Source organism: Oceanobacillus sp. FSL W7-1304, from assembly GCF_037969805.1.
Lineage (GTDB): Bacteria > Bacillota > Bacilli > Bacillales > Amphibacillaceae > Oceanobacillus > Oceanobacillus profundus.
In genome coordinates this window covers 519,077-538,549 of sequence record NZ_CP150211.1, presented here as the reverse complement: position 1 = coordinate 538,549, position 19,473 = coordinate 519,077, and the positions used below count along the sequence as shown (strand labels likewise).

23 protein-coding genes are annotated in these 19,473 nt (G+C 35.3%); 21 read left to right on the top strand and 2 right to left on the bottom strand.

Annotated features, from left to right (window positions below; translation table 11 throughout):
- The first annotated feature begins 33 nt into the window (after positions 1 to 33).
- The 16 genes from NYE61_RS02760 to NYE61_RS02685 all read left to right on the top strand — a co-directional run bounded on the left by NYE61_RS02760 (position 34) and on the right by NYE61_RS02685 (position 14,013).
- Positions 34 to 411: a hypothetical protein gene (locus NYE61_RS02760; protein ID WP_251658941.1), complete on the top strand. Its 378-nt coding sequence runs from the start codon at positions 34 to 36 to the stop codon at positions 409 to 411.
- Positions 412 to 449: 38 nt separating this feature from the next.
- The gene (locus NYE61_RS02755; protein ID WP_285844487.1) at positions 450 to 578 is read left to right on the top strand and encodes a hypothetical protein; all 129 of its coding nucleotides are present in this window, start codon (positions 450 to 452) and stop codon (positions 576 to 578) included.
- Positions 579 to 597: 19 nt separating this feature from the next.
- A complete protein-coding gene (locus NYE61_RS02750) occupies positions 598 to 4,464 on the top strand; it encodes a phage tail tape measure protein (protein ID WP_303447194.1) in 3,867 nt (1,288 codons plus the stop codon).
- Positions 4,451 to 5,167, top strand: coding sequence for a phage tail protein (locus NYE61_RS02745; protein WP_303447193.1), 717 nt, complete (start codon positions 4,451 to 4,453; stop codon positions 5,165 to 5,167). The genes NYE61_RS02750 and NYE61_RS02745 overlap by 14 nt, the downstream gene beginning before the upstream one ends.
- Positions 5,168 to 5,203: 36 nt before the next feature.
- Positions 5,204 to 5,845 (top strand): hypothetical protein, encoded by a 642-nt coding sequence (locus tag NYE61_RS02740; protein WP_303447192.1) that lies wholly within the window; start codon positions 5,204 to 5,206, stop codon positions 5,843 to 5,845.
- A gap of 38 nt (positions 5,846 to 5,883) precedes the next feature.
- A complete protein-coding gene (locus tag NYE61_RS02735) occupies positions 5,884 to 9,606 on the top strand; it encodes a phage tail spike protein (RefSeq protein ID WP_303447191.1) in 3,723 nt (1,240 codons plus the stop codon).
- The gene (locus NYE61_RS02730; protein WP_303447190.1) at positions 9,606 to 9,989 is read left to right on the top strand and encodes a hypothetical protein; all 384 of its coding nucleotides are present in this window, start codon (positions 9,606 to 9,608) and stop codon (positions 9,987 to 9,989) included. Before NYE61_RS02735 ends, NYE61_RS02730 begins: the two co-directional genes overlap by 1 nt.
- Positions 9,986 to 10,204 carry a hypothetical protein gene (locus NYE61_RS02725; RefSeq protein WP_303447189.1) on the top strand — a complete coding sequence of 73 codons (219 nt, stop codon included), beginning with the start codon at positions 9,986 to 9,988 and terminating at the stop codon, positions 10,202 to 10,204. Before NYE61_RS02730 ends, NYE61_RS02725 begins: the two co-directional genes overlap by 4 nt.
- 58 nt (positions 10,205 to 10,262) lie before the next feature.
- The gene (locus tag NYE61_RS02720) at positions 10,263 to 10,730 is read left to right on the top strand and encodes a hypothetical protein (protein WP_303447188.1); all 468 of its coding nucleotides are present in this window, start codon (positions 10,263 to 10,265) and stop codon (positions 10,728 to 10,730) included.
- A gap of 102 nt (positions 10,731 to 10,832) precedes the next feature.
- On the top strand, positions 10,833 to 11,042 hold the full coding sequence (locus NYE61_RS02715) for a hypothetical protein (protein WP_303447186.1): 210 nt from the start codon (positions 10,833 to 10,835) through the stop codon (positions 11,040 to 11,042).
- 71 nt (positions 11,043 to 11,113) lie between these two features.
- Positions 11,114 to 11,827 carry a hypothetical protein gene (locus tag NYE61_RS02710; protein WP_303447185.1) on the top strand — a complete coding sequence of 238 codons (714 nt, stop codon included), beginning with the start codon at positions 11,114 to 11,116 and terminating at the stop codon, positions 11,825 to 11,827.
- Between the two features lie 212 nt (positions 11,828 to 12,039).
- Positions 12,040 to 12,210: a hypothetical protein gene (locus NYE61_RS02705; RefSeq protein ID WP_339316785.1), complete on the top strand. Its 171-nt coding sequence runs from the start codon at positions 12,040 to 12,042 to the stop codon at positions 12,208 to 12,210.
- A gap of 45 nt (positions 12,211 to 12,255) precedes the next feature.
- The gene (locus NYE61_RS02700; protein ID WP_303447184.1) at positions 12,256 to 12,576 is read left to right on the top strand and encodes a hypothetical protein; all 321 of its coding nucleotides are present in this window, start codon (positions 12,256 to 12,258) and stop codon (positions 12,574 to 12,576) included.
- Between the two features lie 5 nt (positions 12,577 to 12,581).
- Positions 12,582 to 12,839 (top strand): holin, encoded by a 258-nt coding sequence (locus NYE61_RS02695; RefSeq protein ID WP_303447183.1) that lies wholly within the window; start codon positions 12,582 to 12,584, stop codon positions 12,837 to 12,839.
- Between the two features lie 55 nt (positions 12,840 to 12,894).
- Positions 12,895 to 13,737: an N-acetylmuramoyl-L-alanine amidase gene (locus NYE61_RS02690; protein ID WP_303447451.1), complete on the top strand. Its 843-nt coding sequence runs from the start codon at positions 12,895 to 12,897 to the stop codon at positions 13,735 to 13,737.
- A gap of 75 nt (positions 13,738 to 13,812) precedes the next feature.
- Positions 13,813 to 14,013: a hypothetical protein gene (locus NYE61_RS02685; protein WP_339316782.1), complete on the top strand. Its 201-nt coding sequence runs from the start codon at positions 13,813 to 13,815 to the stop codon at positions 14,011 to 14,013.
- On the opposite strand, the gene NYE61_RS02680 is transcribed toward NYE61_RS02685, so the two are convergent.
- On the bottom strand, positions 14,000 to 14,914 hold the full coding sequence (locus NYE61_RS02680) for a hypothetical protein (RefSeq protein WP_303447181.1): 915 nt from the start codon (positions 14,912 to 14,914) through the stop codon (positions 14,000 to 14,002). The genes NYE61_RS02685 and NYE61_RS02680 overlap by 14 nt on opposite strands.
- An 801-nt stretch (positions 14,915 to 15,715) precedes the next feature.
- Positions 15,716 to 15,895 (bottom strand): hypothetical protein, encoded by a 180-nt coding sequence (locus tag NYE61_RS02675; RefSeq protein ID WP_303447180.1) that lies wholly within the window; start codon positions 15,893 to 15,895, stop codon positions 15,716 to 15,718.
- A 116-nt stretch (positions 15,896 to 16,011) separates the two neighbouring features.
- On the opposite strand from NYE61_RS02675, the gene NYE61_RS02670 reads away from it, so the two are divergent.
- The 5 genes from NYE61_RS02670 to NYE61_RS02650 all read left to right on the top strand — a co-directional run bounded on the left by NYE61_RS02670 (position 16,012) and on the right by NYE61_RS02650 (position 19,448).
- Positions 16,012 to 16,188: a hypothetical protein gene (locus NYE61_RS02670; protein ID WP_303447179.1), complete on the top strand. Its 177-nt coding sequence runs from the start codon at positions 16,012 to 16,014 to the stop codon at positions 16,186 to 16,188.
- Positions 16,189 to 16,612: 424 nt separating this feature from the next.
- The gene (rpmG, locus tag NYE61_RS02665; RefSeq protein WP_017797039.1) at positions 16,613 to 16,762 is read left to right on the top strand and encodes a 50S ribosomal protein L33; all 150 of its coding nucleotides are present in this window, start codon (positions 16,613 to 16,615) and stop codon (positions 16,760 to 16,762) included.
- 70 nt (positions 16,763 to 16,832) lie between these two features.
- Positions 16,833 to 17,402, top strand: coding sequence for a 5-formyltetrahydrofolate cyclo-ligase (locus NYE61_RS02660; protein WP_303447178.1), 570 nt, complete (start codon positions 16,833 to 16,835; stop codon positions 17,400 to 17,402).
- A 34-nt stretch (positions 17,403 to 17,436) separates the two neighbouring features.
- Complete coding sequence (locus NYE61_RS02655; protein WP_303447177.1) at positions 17,437 to 17,736, top strand: hypothetical protein; 300 nt, start codon at positions 17,437 to 17,439, stop codon at positions 17,734 to 17,736.
- Positions 17,737 to 17,900: 164 nt separating this feature from the next.
- Positions 17,901 to 19,448, top strand: coding sequence for a rhomboid family intramembrane serine protease (locus NYE61_RS02650; RefSeq protein WP_303447176.1), 1,548 nt, complete (start codon positions 17,901 to 17,903; stop codon positions 19,446 to 19,448).
- Positions 19,449 to 19,473 lie beyond the last annotated feature (25 nt).

Here is a 19,473-nt window from a genome sequence, read left to right as displayed (position 1 = left end):
TCACTCCTTTTATTTCGTTAAGGAGTGATTTTATTGAGTAAGAATGGTCAGGAAGAACGAAAAGCATTTTCTATATTGCTTGAAATAGATGATAAAGACAAGCGGTTTGTTACTCCTAAAAAAATACCTGGAGTTTTATGGCGACAAGCAGCAATGGTTGGTGAAGAGTTGGAATCTGGGCAAATGGTCATTGCAGATTTGGATTCACATATGCAATTTGTATGTGATGTATTCGGTAATCAATTCACGCTAGATGAATTTGAAAACGGCATTGATTCGCGAGATTTAATTAAAACTATTTATTCTACTACTTTATTTGTTATGGGTCAGGTGTCCTTAGCAGCTGAAATGCTAACAAAAGATATTGACATTTCAGATGTAGTTCAAGAAATAAATGAAAAAAAAACTTAACTGAAGTTGTTCAAGACGCTTATAACCAATTAATAGATTTGGGTTATACACAAAACGATATTGATGAGATGGATATACTCTATCATCTGCAATTACTTGGTAGACGGAAGCAAGAAAAGGAAACCAATGAGGACGATGTCCTTTATATTGATGACCTAGGAATATAAACGGGAAGGCGGTGAATAAATGAGCGGAAAGAATTTAAGAGTTAATTTGATTGCTAATACATCCCAATTTAAGTCGGCTATGGCAGAGTCTAGTAATCAGATTAAACTACTTAACTCTGAGTTTAAAAACGCTGCCGCTGAAACGGATCAGTATGGGAATAAACTTGATTCCACCAGTGCTAAGAAAAAACAGCTCACTGGTGTTATTCAACAGTATACAAATCGTGTAAAAGCTATTAAGACGGAGCAAGCACATTGGACTAGGGAACTCGAAAAAGGAAACGTTACAGAAGAACAGCATGCACAAAAGCAACAAGAATTGGCTCGTCGTTTAAATAATACCGAAAGCGAAATGAAAAAGTATGAAGGACAGCTTAAGCAGTTAAACGCAGAAGGAAAAGCAGCTAAGAAGACTTTTGAAGAATTCGATAGACAGTTTCGCGATGTCGGAGAATCAATGCAAAAATGGGGTACAGCGGTAGGTATAGCTTCCGGTGCCATGTTTGCTGGATTGGTAAAAGTTGGTAAAGATGCGATTAACATTACTAAAGACTTTGAAACTGAAATGAGTAAGGTTCAAGCTTTAACCAGAGCGAATACAGACGAGTTTGAAGAACTTAAGGACATGGCTAAACATCTTGGGGACACTACCATGTTTAGTGCTCAGACTGCAGCGGAAGCAATGTCTTTCCTAGGAATGGCAGGTTTTGAAGTTAATGAGATAATTGATGCTACTCCCGGACTGTTAGACTTAGCTGCATCGGCGCAAATGGATTTAGGTAGAGCAGCAGACATTACTTCTAATATTCTTAGTGGTTTTGGTATGGAAGCTTCAAAGTCTGGTAAGGTATCGGATGTTTTGGCTAGAGCATCATCTAATGCGAATACCAACGTTGAACAGATGGGTGACTCAATGAAAGTAGTGGCCCCAATTGCATCAACTCTTGGAATGTCTCTAGAGGATATGGCTGCTGGAACTATGGTTATGTCCGATGCGGGTATTCAAGGTTCAGAGGCAGGCCGTATGCTTAGACAAGGATTGATTCGATTATCAAAGCCAACAGGTGAAGCTGGAGATTTGATAGAAGAATTAGGAATCAATGTATTTGATGCAGACGGCAACATGAAGTCACTAGATAAAGTTGTTGCTGAGCTCCAGAAAGGTATGGGAGGAATGACTTCCCAGGCTGAAACTGCAGCATTAGCGTTATTATTTGGTTCAGAAAGTACGGCCGGATGGTCTTCTTTGTTGGCAAAAGGTTCAGTTGCTTTAGCTGATTATACAGTGGATTTGAAGAACTCAGAAGGTGCGGCTAGGGAAATGGCTGACACGATGCAGGATAACCTTCAAGGATCGTTATATGAACTCGAATCAGGTCTTGAAGGTCTTCAAATTATGTTCGGTGAAAAAATAATCCCCATTGTACGAGAAGGAGCAGATTGGTTAACTGAACTTACTCAAAAGTTTTTGGAAATGGATGATGCAACCGTTGATACGATAGCTAGTACTGCTTTAGTCACAGCTGGTGTGCTAGGGGTAGTATCTGCAATTGGTTTAGCCACTGCAGCTATTGGTGCTTTAATGATGTTTGCGGGACCATTAGGTTTAGCTATAGTTGGAACAACAACTATATTAGGTGCATTGGGTATAGGTTTGTATGCAGCCAAAACGCATACGGAAAATCTTCAGAAACAGCAGCGAGAGGCTAGACAAGATGCTTTAAATTATGGTGCTAATTTATCTGAAGGAACAAAAACCGGAGTTAAAGCTTACACGGATTTATACGAAAACGCCAAAATTAAAATGGTTGAATTACGGACCATGTCTGGTGATGAAGCTGCTAAGACTGTTAAAGAAATACAGAAAGCTTTTTCAGAAATGGCCGATGTTGTTATAGCTGAATTAGAAGTTCAGCGTGATGAATTAACCCGAGTCATAAATGAAATTTATGGAACAGTGGGTGAAGCAGGAGCTGCTACAGCAGAACAGGTGACAGATAAAGTCCTGGAATTATTTGATAAAGACATTGCTGAATATAGAAAAGCTAGAGATACGATCAACGAAATTGTAGAAGAATATGGTTCAAATTGGGCTGATTATCCACCAAAAATTCAACAAGCCTACAATGAAGCTTATGCGATTATGGACCAGGGAGCTGCAGTGTTTGCTGGTACTCAAAAAGAAATGCAAGCAATTCAAGAGCGCATAATAGATCAAGGCGGAGCTATTCAAAATCAACAAGCCCAAGAATTCATAAACCGAATTAATGACACTTATGGTAGTTCACTTGATGCAATTCGAGATCATTACAATGAAAGAAGAGATGTATTAGATCAGGGGCTTGCGCAAGAAAAAATTTCATATGCAGAGCATTCCGAATTAATGAAGGGTCTCGAACAACAAACCACAGGCATGTATGCTGACGCAGGGAAAAAGAGAAATGAAGCATTACAGGAACTAGCTGGTCATGTTGACAAACGTGGTGAATTGCTAGATTTTGAAACCGGGAAAATTTTAGAAAGGCAGGAAATAGAGGAAGGTGTTGCTACCGCGCATGGATTGGTTAATATCAAACGAGCGGAAACTGATGAAGAGTATTACCAGAGGTGGCTAGAAAAGCAAGAGGGTTATCTAGCTAATACTGAGAAATTCGCTAATGAAACTAACAAGGTAGCAAACGAACAGCAAATAGAGTTCTTGCAATCTCTAGGATATACGTATGACGAAGCATTAATCCTTATGGATGAATTTAATAGAGATACTACTGATGCATTATCAAATAACGCTGAAGAAGCAATGGAAGCTGGAAAAGCTAAAGGTGACCATTACATCATGGGATTGAGCGATGCTGTACCAGGTTCACAAAAAACAGCTAAAGAAATCATTGATGCGCATAATGTTGAACTTGAAAAAAGCCAAGCTGAAACAGAATCACTAGGTAAGGCTTCCGGTAAACACTACATTATGGGTCTTGATAGTACAACTGCATCTGCTAGAAATGCTGCAGAAGATTTTTCTAATGCCAGCAATCAAGGCTTAGGTACTGGTGACGGGACTTCAAAGCAACATGGTAAAGATAAAGGTACTGCTCATAAAGAAGGTCTTGAAAGCACTCGTGGTAGCAATAGAAAAACAAGTCGTGTACTTTCACTCGATGTTACTAAAGAGTTGCGTTCAACTACAGATGGCGGTGGAGGTAGCAGAGCAGGTTCTCTATTTCGACAAGGTCTTGTCAGTTGGGCAGGTAGGGTTAACACTGGCGGTAGAAGTGTTGCGAGCAGTGGAGAAAGAGGACTACGATCTGTTAGCACAGCTGGTGCAGGTTCAGGATTTGTAGCCGGATTTAGAGGTTCGATTAATAGCGGTGGTGGATCCGTTTGGAGTGCTGCATGGAGCTTAGGTAAATCTGCTTTAAGCGCATTAAAAAGGTCAATTAATTCCCATTCTCCATCTAAGGAGACTGAAAAAGAAGGTGAAAACTTTATTGATGGTTTTGCACTGTCCATTGATAAAGGCAAAAAGGAATCTGCAAGAGCGGCCGCCATGGTTGGTAGAGAATCTGTTGAAGCATTAAATAAAGAAGTTTCAGGCTTTAAACAATCATTTGGCGCTATTGCATTAGCTGTGGAAGGTAACAAGCAGACATTAAAAGTTCAACATGAAATTAATAACAGTGGTCTTGAAAATAAAATAGCATCCTTAGAAGGAGTATTAGAAAAGTTGATTACTGCTATGGGTAAGAAAGAAGATAATAGTGAACGAAAAGAACAACCTATCGTTATAAATAACTACGTCAGAAATGACGACGATATTAACAAGATCGATAACATGCTTAATAACTTATCTAACAGAAGACAAGCTGCATTTGGGGGTGGTAGAGATTAGACAATCATCAATTGCAACCTTTTTAGATAACGTAGATACAAGAGAATTTAATATATACCAAAGGGAAAGAGTTGTAATACCTACTCCTGAAGAAGATAATGAGCACATTGAAATAAAAGGTCGTCACGGTTCGTTAACAAAAAAGAACGGATTCAAGGATATTGAGTTACCAATAGATTTCTATTTTTACGAGAAGGCTTCATTTAAAGTAGCGTTCAGACATGCAAAGATTAAGTTTTTTAATGCCACGACGTTAATGTTAAATGACGATGATTTTGTTTATTATAAAATAAAATCAGTGTCTATTAACGATGCCTTGAACGATGTTTTGGAACTGGGAGAATTCACAGTGGTATTTCGCCTGGATCCATTTCAATATGAAACCAATCCAACCAAAACAATAACTGACCGAACCACATTAACCAACCATGGCTATGAATCAGAGCCAATCATTACTGTACACTGCTCTGGTGTAGGTAAGCTTTATATTAATAATATTCCAATCACCATACAGAACATTAACGGAACAATCATTATCGATTCAGAATTAATGAATGCATATGGAAACAGTAGCGGAATTATCACCAATCTAAACAACCATATGATTGGTGATTTTCCTGTTTTTAAGCATGGATCCAACGTGATTGATTTTGATGGAGCTATTACAAAATTAGAGGTTAATCCTAGATGGAGGTGGGTGTGATATACTCTTATTATTATAAGTAATAGGGGTGTTTTTGTGATTGATTGGTTATCAGTTATTATTAATATTTTATTATTAATAGTCACCATAGGTACTGTCGCATATGCTAATAAGACGCTTCATATGGAGTATTCATCTCAAGTTATTGTTAGAAGATACGTAGATGGTTATAACAGAAAGAGATATTATCCAATTTATTGGAAAGTTGCAGTGAAAAATGTTGGAAAAGGCTACATTGTTAAAGCTTTTATTTTGTTATCTGTTAGGCAAAAGAAACTAAATATGGTCAAACTTCATTATTTATCAAGACCTATCGCAGAATTACATCCAGACGAGGAAAGAGAGCTTCTGTTAGAACTGAGAGATGAAGAGCTTGAAAAAGGGCATTTTGAAAAAGCTAAACTGGAAGTAATTTATCAAGATACTTTAGGGAATCTTTATGCAGTAAAAGCTAAAAGAAAGAAAGGATGGAACACCCATCTAGAAACATTTGATAAGTTGCCGAAGAGAATGAGTAAATTTGGTTTTAAATATTGGGTTTATTTAATGAAACTAAAAATAGCAGCTAAACAAGGAAACACAAGTCCTGGTAGGCTAAAAAGAGAAATGGATAGAATACGGCACCCATTCGAAAAAGGTTTCAAATTTGAACCTATAGACAAAGAGGACACCAAATAAACGGTGTCTTTTTATTTTGCAAGAAAGGAGGAAACCTATTGTATCCAGTTTTATATAAGTCAGACGAAACAGACTTTGTGCATAATGGATTAGGTTTATTAACTGGAACAGTAACAGCTGTAGCCATAGAGGAATTAAACGGTATGTTCGAGCTGAACATGCAGTATGACAATGACGGTTTCTTGGCTGATGTAATTGATGAAGAAATGATTATCAAAGCTAAAGCTAACGATAAGCAAGATGAGCAGCTGTTTCGAATTTATTCAATTACCAAGAACCATGAAAACGACAATTTAATTATCGATGCAGTACACATTACAAATGACCTGGCCAATAACTTTGTGGAAAAATTAGAAGCTAGAAACCTTACCAAACGTCAAGTTATGGAGTTAATTGGCTCTAGTACAGCCTATCCACATGCATTTAATGTAACTAGCTCAAACTCGACTACCCAATCAAGTACTAGCTTATATCGCACGAATCCATTACAGATGATAGCTGGTATGGATGGCTCTGTTTTACAGTTTTGGGGCGGCCAAATTGAGCGTGATAACTTTAATCTTGTTATGCACGATCGTCGTGGTAGTGATGATGGTGTGCTTGTAACTTATAAGAAAAACTTAACAGGTCTAACTGCAAAGTTTGATATATCCAATTTAGTTACACGTATTTATCCATTTATCTTTAAAGAAGCTACTGACGATGAACCAGAAGAGTTAATCACTGTTCCAGGTAAATATATTGATAGTCCACATATCAATGATTACGAAATGCCTTATATTCTACCAGTGGATTTTTCCAATGAGGAAGGTGTAGAAACTAGCCAGGATCTATTAGCTGTAGCAAGTAACTGGTTTAAAGAAACAGGCAGGGATAAGCCAAAGGTGGAAATGGAAGTCCAATTTGAACACCTTTGGGAAACTGAAGAATACAAAGATGTTGCAGCGCTAGAATTAGTTGGTATGGGTGACACCATAACAGTAAAGCATAGTAAGCTAAGCGTAGAAGGTGCTGCTATTGTTAACCGTATTGAATATGACGTTATCGTTGAAAAGAATCTGGCTGTAGATGTTGGTAATGTAAAAGCTAAATTTACGGATAAAGTAAATAAAGCCTCTGATGTTGTTAATAAAGTTACAGAGATAGAACAGAATGCTAATCAAGCAATTACCGCAGCGAACGGGAAAAACAGGATTTATTACGGACCAGATGAACCATCAGGAAATTTAAATGAAGGTGATCTATGGTTTAGGGTAGTTGATGGCGAATATACTCGTACGTATCGTTATGACGGTATCCAATGGAAACGTGTTGTTAGTGCTGATGTAAAAGACATTGAAAACATAGCCAATGATGCACGTAACCAAGCTGACCAAGCTGTTGCAAATGCTAACTTAGCAACTAGTAATGCCTTGGAGGCAATAAGTGAAGCTCAGGGAGCGTTTGACGAAGCACAATCTGCTATGACCAGGGCTGATAGTGCATTTAATAAAGCAGATGCATTAAGTACTATTGTCGATGATCAGACAGGAGAAATAAGTTCCATTAAGCAAATAGCCCAAGGCTTACAAACAAGAGTATCCAGTGCAGAAGGAAATATAAGTACCTTACAACAGACATCATCTAGCTTTGCTACTCGTATTGAAAATGCAGAGGGTAACATAAGCAGTCTTACACAAACTGCTCAAGGGTTACAAAATCGTGTAGCTAGTGCGGAGGGTGACATTTCATCTGTTACACAATTGGCTAATACGTTGCAGACTGATTTACGTGATGCAGAAGGTAATATTAATACACTTACACAAACGGCTTCTAGTTTGGATAGTACGATTAAGAGCGTTCGGGATGATTTGGATGGATTGGAGATTGGTGGAAGGAATATTGTATCTAATAATAGCCTTACAATGAGTCTTGCTACAAAGAATGGTTATGTTTATAGACTTACTAAAACAGGTGCTAGTAATCCTTATTTAAGAGTATCAAAAAATTATTTTGAGCCAGATTCAAATTATGTTGCAACGTTCAAAGTTAAAAAGATTAGTGGTACGGTAAATGGAATGGCTGGACACAATGTATCATTTGGTGCAGGAAATGGAGATATCTACAGAGATAGAGTAAAAGTTTATTCAGATAGAAGTTGGTCTTCAGGTGATCAGGATTATCCTGATGACACAAACACACATTCTTATGAAGTACACTTTAAAACACCAAAAAGTTTCCCAGCTGATTCAGCACCTTATTGGTATATCCAACCTAATAGGCCAAATTATGGACCAAACTATGTTATTGAAATATGGGATTTTCAAATAGAGAAAGGGACTAAAGCTACCGACTGGTCACCAGCACCCGAAGACCTAGCAACCCAGTCACAATTCACCCAGCTCTCAGACAATATCAATTTAAGAGTTATGAAAGATGATATTATCAACCAGATTAATGTCTCTACTGAGAGTATTTTAATCTCTGGTAAGAAACTAATCTTGGATGGTGACACGACCGTAAGAGGTACGTTTAGAGTTGATAGTGCAAATATTACTTCTGTGGATGCCAGCAAGATGACAACAGGCATATTAGATGCTGGCCGAGTTAGTGTCATTAATTTGAGTGCAAATAGTATTACGGGTGGTATCCTTCAGTCGCAAAATAGTAATACTACGTTTAACCTGAATAATGGAAGTCTATCAATGAACAATACGAACTTTACGTTAGGTGGCGGAGCAGACATACATTTCACAAGTGCTGGTAATCGGATGTACTTCCAGCGATTTGATGGTGTAGGCGGTATCACTAGGTCAGCAGGTTTTGGAGTTGGAACATCAATTAATGATCGTTTTCCTTATGTCTTTTTAGGTACAACTAATACGACAAAACCTAACCCACGGGATGAAGAGAATTTTACTGGTTTTATTGCTAATACGAGACAAAGACAACAAACAGATGGTATTGGTAACTCTGTAGTTGGTCACATTTTCCACATTAGAGATGAAGCTGTGTCTTTTAATAAAGGATTAATGTTCGACCTTACGTCAAACGAAATTGACATTCATCCAATGAATACAAGTACTTACGCTTATAATCTGGGGACTAATAGTGGTGGATTTAGACGATTATATCTTGATGGAAGCGCGGTTGTGTACGCTGTTGATCGGATTAATTATAGAAATAAATTCGATTTAAACCAAGGTTGGGCTATGCAAACATCTTATGAAGGTAATCCTCAAATGGCGTTTTACGGTTTAAATGCTAGTGACTGGTTTACCAATCCTAAATACTATAATTTAGGCTCAAATTCTAATAGATTTAGTTACCTCTATACTGTTTATCAACCAGATGTTAGATCTGACGAGCGAATGAAAGAAAACATTCGAGACAATGATCTAGGGCTAGCTTTCATTAAGGATATTGAGACTAAATCATTCCAGCTAATAAATAAGAATCCTAATTTAGCAGTAGAGCCAATCCAATATGGAATTATAGCGCAACAATTACGAGATACTCTTATTAATCATGGTGTTGATATTGAGAGTACGAATATATTGAGCAGGAGCGCAGATGGTTACTATGGAGTACAGTATAGCCAATTAATTCCTCCAACTATTAAAGGATTACAAGAGTTGGATTTAAAGGTTGATGAAGGCTTTACTAGACTGCAAAGTGTTATAGATGATGAAATCAGTAGAGTAAGGAAAGAAAAGGAAGAACTGGTTTTAAAAGTAGCAAAACTAGAAGAAAGAATACACAAATTGGAGGTAGCAGCATAATGAAATTAGAGATTAGAAATATTGATTTAAGCAAAGTGATTAGCTTCTTGGAGAAGGAAAACTTTAAAGGTTTAAAGAGTGTCAATCGCTCTAAGCTTACTAATTATTTAAGGGAGCAATTAGAGGTTGTTGTTGAGGGCGAAAAAACAATAAGAAAGGATGGGGAGGATAAACCAATCCAATGGCTAGAGCAAGAATTAAAGTCATACTTTGATGAAACGGTAACTGTAGAAGGAAGCAATATGCTAAAGCCATTGAATGTAGTCAAAGCAAAAATTAAAGAGTTATCGAATGAAGAGTGTGAGCAGGAGTTCTCAGGGGACGATGCTTACGCTCTTTCTGTTTTGTACGATGCATTTAATCTAGGAGGTGAAGAACAATGAGAATAACAATTACAGGTATCCAGTTCAAATATGACAATGGGTTTGATAAAGAGTATACAGGTGTTGAGTTAAACTTCATCACAGCAGGAAAATCTTATTCATTTAATGGTCCTATTACAGTATCCAAGGAAGATTATCAAGCATCTTCTGCAAGTAATGATGAGTTGAGAGCGTTGATTAAACAGACTGTTATTGCTGATTTGCAGGCTGAATAAATCTTTGGCTAAATATTTCCCTCCTTTAACCGATATAGGTATTTGGGAGGTGATGTAATTGAATGATCTATCAACTATTGGTTTAATAATCACTAGTTTGGGATTGGTTGGTAATTGTATTATTTATATTATCAATAACTTTAATACTACAGTAGTTGAAAGGAAGTTAATGTCTAATTTTCAAAAAGTTAGATATCCGTTATCTTTGTCTTTTGTAAGTGCGATCGTAGTTTCAACTTTTATTATTGTATTTGAAGGTGATAAACTAGAGCTTGGCTTGTTTATAAGTTTTATTAGTTTATTCATTTTCTCAGTTATTGTCTATGTTATTGTGCTATTGGGAGTAGATTTATTCTTTATACTTAAAAATAGGAAGTACACTTTTAAGATTACATTAGATAGCGGTCGCGATTGGAAAATTATTAAAGCAACTAACCATAAAGGATTATTGTTAGAGCGAGGGAGACAATATAAATTTATAAAAGATTATCACGATATGCCAATTACAATGGAGGAAAATAACTAACAATATTTTTAAAGCATCTCACCGAGGTGCTTTTTAATAAGTGCCCTTTTTACTAAACATTCCCTCCTGATGTCCGATATAGGTATTTAGGAGGGGATTAAGGTGTTTGAAGGTATAGAAAACCCACTTAATGATATAGCTATGCAGCTAGTTTACCTTGGGATATTAATAATTGTTTTCATGGTAGTAACAGCAATCATATTAAGGATGGTTCAAAAAACTATTAGAATCCATCGAGATATAGTAAACTTTCTTCTTGGATTAGCGGGGCTAGGAGCATTTTATGTATGGATTCAAATTACTTTTATGTAAATTTATTTATAGGTAAAAAGAAGGTTATCCTTTAGTTTCGATGAATAGAGTAGGCGAAAGGAGGGTGATTTGTGAAGAAAGTTAAAACAATTGATGTAGCATTGTATATTTTTATTCTCACTGGATTAGGTTATTTCGTTACCTTTTCATATGGTTGGGGCTATAATAATTATTTTTCTATCCCCATTCACTTTATTGACTTTTCTATCTTTAATATTACGAAAAGTATATCTTTGCTAGGAATAGGAATATCGACATTGCTAGTCTTTTTTATTTATTTTCTAGACAAAACTGATATTAATTGGTTGTTTAATAAAGTTACAGTAAATATGTTAGGTCCAAAGTCTAACTATTTCTTTCAATTATTATGTTTGGTCGGCTTAATCACTGTTGTAGTAATGGCGAGAAAAGAATCAAATGCTCAGTTTGTAATTTGTTATTTATATATAGGTTTATTTTTTTGTTTGTTATATTTTTATTTAAAAAAGTACCTAAAGGCCGCCTTTGTAACCATCGTTATTGTTTTTTTAATGCTACCTTATATTTTAGGTGTAACAAATGCAAAAAATCAGACTGATTTCTTTATTATTGATAGTTATAAGGACTATCTAATAATAACATTTAGTAATGATAAGATAATAGCAGCGAAATTTGATTCGGAAAGTAATACAATTTCCCCAGAATTTAAAATTTTACCAATAGATATTTTGGAAGAGTCTAACAATGATTTAAGTCTTATTAAAATTAATAAACCATTTATTGCGGAACCAAATAAGAGTGATTGAGTAAAATTTCCGTAAGAAAATAGTTGGAAGTTTTATATTTTATTACTAAAGATGGAATAGTTAAAAACGAATCTTTAGCATCTCACCCGAGGTGCTTTTTATTATGTGCTCATATGGCTCTTATTATTAATGGTTAAAGATACCCCACTTAATGTCCGATACAATAGGTAGAAAGGTGGGGAGTATAAATGTATCCAGTAATATCACGAGCTGTGGTAAGTAACGATATACACTATTTATGTCATTCATATGATAATAATGAAAGAAGCTACGCGGTAGTAGAAATAGTGGGTGACAGCAAAGGAAGAAAAGCTGTTGGTGAAGGTGATAACTATCAACGAGCAATTTATGACGGAATAAGTAAGTTAGAAGCATCTCAATAAGGGGTGCTTTTTTCATGCAGGAAAACAGTAGTTAGGGGGTCGAGTATGGAATGGAATGAAGTTGGGAGCATGATAGCTGTACTAGGAGCTGCAGGCTCCTTTTTAATTTGGCTATATAAAATGCTGGTGCAAAGACCAGACCAAAAAAATCAAGAAGAAACAACAAAAGCGCTAATCGAAGCCCAAAAGAAACAGGCTGATCACTTAGAAAAGACTTTGATGCCTTTAACATTTCAAATTAAGTCTCTCAATGAAAATTTGAATGAAAGTAAAAGAGACAGAGAGGCAATTCATGAAGAACTGGAAGAACACGAAGAACAACTCATTGATCATGATAAAAGAATTTCTATACTTGAAAGGAGGTGAGAGTTTTGGAACAGGTATTAATATTTGCAACTGTTTTATTACCAATTGTTACAGCGTTGGTGGAAGGAATTAAGAAATCAATCAGTATGCCAGTAAACGTTATACCAATTATCAGCCTTATAATTGGACTAGCTATAGGATCTGCAGCTTATCCATTTACTGAGATGGATCTTGTATTGAGGTTATGGGCTGGCGGCTTTGCTGGTTTGGCGGGAACAGGGTTATTTGAATTAGTTAAGCAGCGTGAAGGAACTACGAAATAAGGCATCTCAAAGAGGTGTCTTTTTTATTACCCAAAAATTATATTAGGAGGAATATATTATGAAACTTTATTTAGATCCAGGACACGGTGGTACAGACCCAGGCGCAATTGGTAATGGACTACAAGAGAAAAATGTTAATTTAACAATCGCTCTTAAAGTGCGCGACATCTTAAACAGAGACTATGAAGGTCACTCTATCCGTATGAGTCGTACAATTGACACAACAAGAAGCCTTGCTCAACGTACTAACGATGCTAATAGTTGGGGCGCTAATTATTTTGTATCAATTCATATTAACGCTGGCGGCGGTACTGGTTACGAAGATTTTATTTATAACGGTAGTGTGTCCAATAATACAGTAGCTTATCGAGATAAATTACATGCGGAAATCATGAAGCAAGTGGACTTTACTAATCGAGGTAAAAAACGTGCTAACTTCCATGTGTTAAGGGAATCCCGCATGCCTGCGGTATTAACTGAAAATGGATTTATCGATAATGCTAGTGATGCAGCTAAGCTTAAATCTAATGCATATTTAGATCGTATTGCTCTTGGCCATGCAGATGGCATTGCGCAAGCGTTAGGATTAAGAAGAAAGTCTGACGGTGGCACTGGTACCTATACCGTAAAATCTGGTGATACGTTATGGAGCATCGCTCAAGCACACGGACTGACTGTGCAGCAGCTTAAAGATCTAAATGGATTAACGAATGATACGATTTACCCTGGACAAGTTTTAATTGTCAGTGGTGGCGGAGCAGTATATCACACTGTAAAAAGTGGTGAGACTCTTTGGGGTATTGCCCAACAGTATAATACAACTGTTAATGCTATCAAGAGTCTGAACGGTTTAACTGGCGATGCTATTCAGCCAGGGCAAAGATTAAGAGTTAAGTAAATAAAGAAGAAGCCCTCACGCTTGTGGGGGCTGTTACATAATAATAGTAAAATCACTATATAAGGAGCCATGACCATGTGTAATAAAATGAATTTTACAGATGATGAACTTGCTATAGTTTATGAGGCAGTTAGCCATATGGGAGCTTTCAGAGATATATTGTATGAAGATAGTAAAATTGGCGAGACTACCCGCAATGTACTTGAAAAAATTAAAGAAAAAAACCAGTACGTTACTTCATCTATGTACGTTTCAAATAATATCATTGAAGATTGAAATGAGTTTCAACAATCTCTGAAATTGTATTTAATATAAAATGACAATCGCTTTTTACAATTTTACCTGGACTCGTGTGAGACGCTAAATTACGAACCTTATAACAAACATCTATTCTCCCTTTTAACTTATAATTAATTAAGTGATTTTCTTTTAATTTATTACTCAGTTGGTCTAACATTGTTGAATCACTATCTTTTACTTTGATTCCATTATTCTTTAGTAGTAATTTACAAACAGTTTCAAGACATACTCCTAATGTAGCGCAGGCAGGTAAGTATAAAGAATTATCGTAAGCAGCTATAGCCTGATCCAGTTGATATGAAAAATCTTTATCATTAACATGTGCTAATATAGGCTCCAAATCAAGTTCAGAATATGCAAACTTTGCAGCGTTCTTTGCGTAGTAACCTTGAGGATTATTGTTATGCGAGTGGAATTCTCGCGTTTCCTTTCTTAACAAACCATCAATGTCAGCCCTTAGAGTGCCTCGCCAGGTTAATTCTCTGCCTTCAATTATCTGGTCAAGTTGCCCTTGGAAAACTGTGTGTTTATAGATAATGTCGTTAACATTTAATTCTTCAAGACGAAAAGCAAGAATTTGTTCCATAGTTTTATCGAAAATAAGAGTGTCATGTTTGTAATATTTTTCATCTGTTAGATCTAATTCATCGATTTCTAAATTACCACCTCTCTTATATGTAAAAAACATACAATCGTTCCATTGGAAATAATCTTGATTAAAAATAACCCGGTATACTTTAATGTTTTCAGGTTTATATAACCTTAAAGCTTCAGGGTTGATTTTTAGAAGATTAATATACAACTTATCAACAATCTTTTGGTATTCCTGAATCACTAATTCTGCAAGTGTTTTAATAGCTCTGTTTTCATTATTCATTTAAAAACCCCTTCCTGTCTCTTATGATAACTAATTCGACATAAATAAACAAAATTTCTTTTTAAAAGCCACCACAATTATGTCGGGGCTTATTTTTTATAAATAAATCTTCTATTCCTTTTAGTTTTTGATGATGATTTGACATTAGATTTATACATTTTACTTTTATAACGTATTATATGCCATCGTTTGTTTAAATCCTTAATGTCATACTTTTTGAGAGTTGAAAAATTACTTGAAATTATAGCAAACATAAAACTTAATATTGTTAAAAGAAATCCTATTATTGAAATAAAACGCTCAAAATGCATGTTATTATTTGTAATAAGTAGAATTGTAAGTAGTGATAATATAATTCCTGTAAATATTTGTACTGTTATAGATAAAAGCAATAACAGGGGTGGATTTAAGTAATTATTTTGGAAATAGTTATACGTTTTTAAAATTAACATGGACATTATATTCATTCCAGCCAACATTAAAAGAGTATTATTTGCGTCGATTCCTATAATAAGAAAAAAGAATGTTAATACAAAGTAAGAAAAAAATAGCAAAGTGGTAATATAAGTTAAAGATTTTAAGTTAATATTGATGTTAAAATGGTCGTCGATAAATTTATATATTATTAGATGTATTTTCAATTACTTTCACCTTCTTTCTAAATATATATCGGCTTAGGAAAAGATATTTTTAAACGTTAATATTAAATATCACTACTAAATAAAAAATAAGCACTCACGTTTATGGGGGCTTTTGTGCAACTGCCCGTCGAACAAAAAGAGGGCTTAATCGCCCTCTAAATTATAAATCGCGCCAAACTTCCTGTGCCAAGTCAAAGTCATATACTTCATTAACTCGAGTATCGACCAATGAATCACTCAGCTCATCATGATTTTCTAAATCCTTGATGTAATACTCATGTTGCTCCTGTTCTTTCTCCCATGTATAAATATTATCTAGATATTTTTCCTTTACGCTCATCGTCTACACCTCCCTTTACAATTACAATCGAAGGAAGTTGGAAAGAGGGGGTGTTATTTTTTTTAAAAAAGGATAATTAATATTTTTGTAGAATCAAATTAATCAGGAGGGATAACATGACTGTAATCGGTAGGCTTCACTGTGGTGGTTGCCAACAAATAATAAATTTTAATGAAGCTGTTATCATTGGCGAGTTTTATACAGTTGCCCACGTTAGGTGTTTTCACTTAACAAAAGAAATCACATTAGATCGTGGTAAGTTTGGTTACATAGCGAATAAATATATCGATTAGGTTATAACTTAATAAGAATGAAAAGCAGGGGAGTTAATATTACCATATATAAATAAGAAGAGAGAGGTTCGTATCCTCTCTCATTTAACCTCTACCCACGTATATTTTTTATTTGGTCTCAATTCTTCCCCAATTCTCCCCCAAATGTACCCCCAATTAGATTCATTTACTTGCTTTATCCTGCGTTCTTGAAAATAAGCGAAAACTAGTAAACCTTGATACGGAAAGGTTTATAAGGGGTTTGATGTAACGCTTTGCAATATAAAAAAAATAATAGTTATATCATAGTTTATCACATGAGAAAACCATAATTTTTTTAGTTACATTCTTGCTAAGTTTAAAAAACTCTGCTATTATAATTAAAGTCTGTACGTAATAATATGTATGATAAAAAAGCAAGTTGTTAAAGTTTGGAGGGAAGATCATGCGCGTAAACATTACTTTAGCTTGTACTGAAACAGGAGATCGTAACTATATTTCTACAAAGAACAAACGTACGAACCCTGAACGTATTGAGCTTATGAAATATTCACCACGTCTTAAAAAACACACTTTGCACCGTGAAACAAAATAAATGAAATTAAATGAAAAAACTCTTATCATATATATGATAAGAGTTTTTTATATGTGAAGGAGGGAAATCTTTGGACAAAACTAAGTTAAGAAAGGAAGCAATCGATCGTTTAAAAAAAATAGCAATGCATGAAAAAAAACAAATTGAAGACCAATTAAAGGAAAGATTGCTTTCATCAGAACTATGGAAAAATGCAAATACAATCGGGATGACAATAGCTCAGGATTTTGAATGGGCAACCGGTTCAATTATCGAAGCTGGCTGGAAACAAAACAAAAGAATAGTTGTACCAAAATGTATTCCCGTTGATAAACAGCTGCATTTTTATGCAATTAATACCTTTAATCAGCTTGAATCCGTATACTTCGATTTGCTTGAACCAATTCCAGATAGAAAGCGATTCGTTGCAAAAAAAGATATTGACCTTCTAATTGTTCCAGGAATATTATTCGATATGCACGGTTACCGAATCGGTTTTGGTGGAGGTTATTATGATCGATTTTTAGTCGATTTTAATCAAAAAACGGTTTCTTTATGTAGCGATGAACAGCTAGTCGATCATATTCCAAAGGAAAAGCATGATCTTCCAGTCCAATATGTTATTACAGCTAATAAAATCATACATACGCAAGAATCTTGATCAACGTATAATATTACTTGTTCGGAAAAAAACTATGAATACCATTTGGAAGGAAGGTGGGTTCATTGCGAACAGGAATAGTCTTAGTTCTGCTGTTGATATCAACTATGTTTTTCTATCGATCGAGGTACAAAATATTAGATGCTTTATTGAACATTGGGTTCATCAGGAAAAAAGCGGTAGTATTGTCTATGAAGATCCCAAGTCTACGATCGAAAATGTTACAGAATATGTTTTCGGTTTCAGAGGTGTGATGTATGAAAAGAGGCAGCGTAATTGCAGCTTCTTTTTTATTGGCAAGAAAGAAAGTATAAAAACTTTCCTTCTTGCATAAGTGCAACTAGGGCATGCTCCTAAAAGTTTGACGAACGCCAAGTTTTCTAAGAACCACCAATACAGTTTAGATATAGCTTATCTAACTGCTGTAATTGGCTTTTATGCATCGTTCTGTGAAAACGGCTGTTGTTCTGCTATGATAATGAAGAGGAAGGTGACTATATGTATCTTGATGATCAATATAAGCTTTATCATATGGCATACGAACTAGTAGCCAATCAGCAATTTGATATTCTGCATATCGACCATAATACGAATGAGATATGGCTCGAAAAATATGTAAATAAAAGATCTAACGTAATACGTCTTATACAGAAGGGCTTTGATTGGAAGAATCATTTGAAACGAGATATTGCAATTGTGTTCCAGAAAGCAAAGGCAATGAAAAAATTATTAGCAGGTAAACATATAGAATTATACAATGTTTACATATCCTCACACGCACCAGTAGATGACTGGGAAAGCTTAAAGAAACCGATGCAGCTAAAAGAGAAGAATCCAATAAAAATGAAAGTATATTATTTAGATAATGAAGGTTCTATTGAAGAATTCGACAGACTTCAGACTGATTTAGATGTACAGCTCAGGACAATTCCAGAAAATGTTGATGAAGAGCAACAAGAGCAGGATATTCAAAATAAAAAGAGGTATTTAACAGAAGTACTTGAGAACAAACATAAGGAAGTTGAAAAGGTTTTCTCATTTGGTAAGCCATATTTTACATATTTATTAATTGCAATTAATCTTGTTTTGTTTATTTTGCTTGAGTTGAATGGAGGCAGCACTTCGATTAATACTCTTATCGAAATGGGTGCAAAATATAACCCGAGTATAATTGAAGGGGAATGGTGGCGAATTGCAAGCTCGATGTTTCTTCATATTGGTTACCTTCATCTATTAATGAACATGCTCGCAATCTATTATTTAGGAACAGCAACGGAACGGATTTTTGGGAGAACCCGATTTCTTTTTATTTATTTCCTAGCTGGAATTGGTGGTGGCTTAGCAAGCTTTGCATTTACAACAAACGTGTCTGCTGGAGCATCAGGAGCAATTTTTGGATTGTTTGGTGCATTGCTGTTTTTTGGTATTATTTATAAGCGGATTTTCTTTCAGACGATGGGGAGCAATATACTAATTATACTTCTCATTAATATTGTTCTAGGATTTTCCGTTGAGCAGATTGACATGGGAGCACATATTGGTGGACTACTAGCAGGGTTTCTTGCATCAGCGATGATGCACCTACCTAACAAGAAAAATGTACGAATCCAATTAATTGGATTTATTGCTTATGTTATGCTTATAACAGGGCTTGTCATCTTTGGATTGAATAGTAATATGAATAATCAATCAAATTATTTAATGCAAATAGAGCAATTATTATTGGATAATCAATTTGAAGAAGTTGTAGAAGTGGCAACGGAAGCACTAGACCTTCAGGGTGATATGCAGGGTCCAATTTTATTTCAACGTTCCTATGCATATATTGAATTAAATGAGCTAAATTTAGCGGTCGAGGACTTAGAGCAGAGTATATTACATGAGCCAGTGCTGCCTGAAGCGTATTATAATCTAGCATTATTGTACGACAGTAACGGTCAAATAGAAGAAGCAAAAGAAATGATAACGAAAGCCTATGAATTGAATCCGGATGAAGAATCATTTGCAGAGGTTTATAAAAAAATCACAGGAGAATCACCTGAATAAAAGCGCCAATTAAGGCGCTTTTATT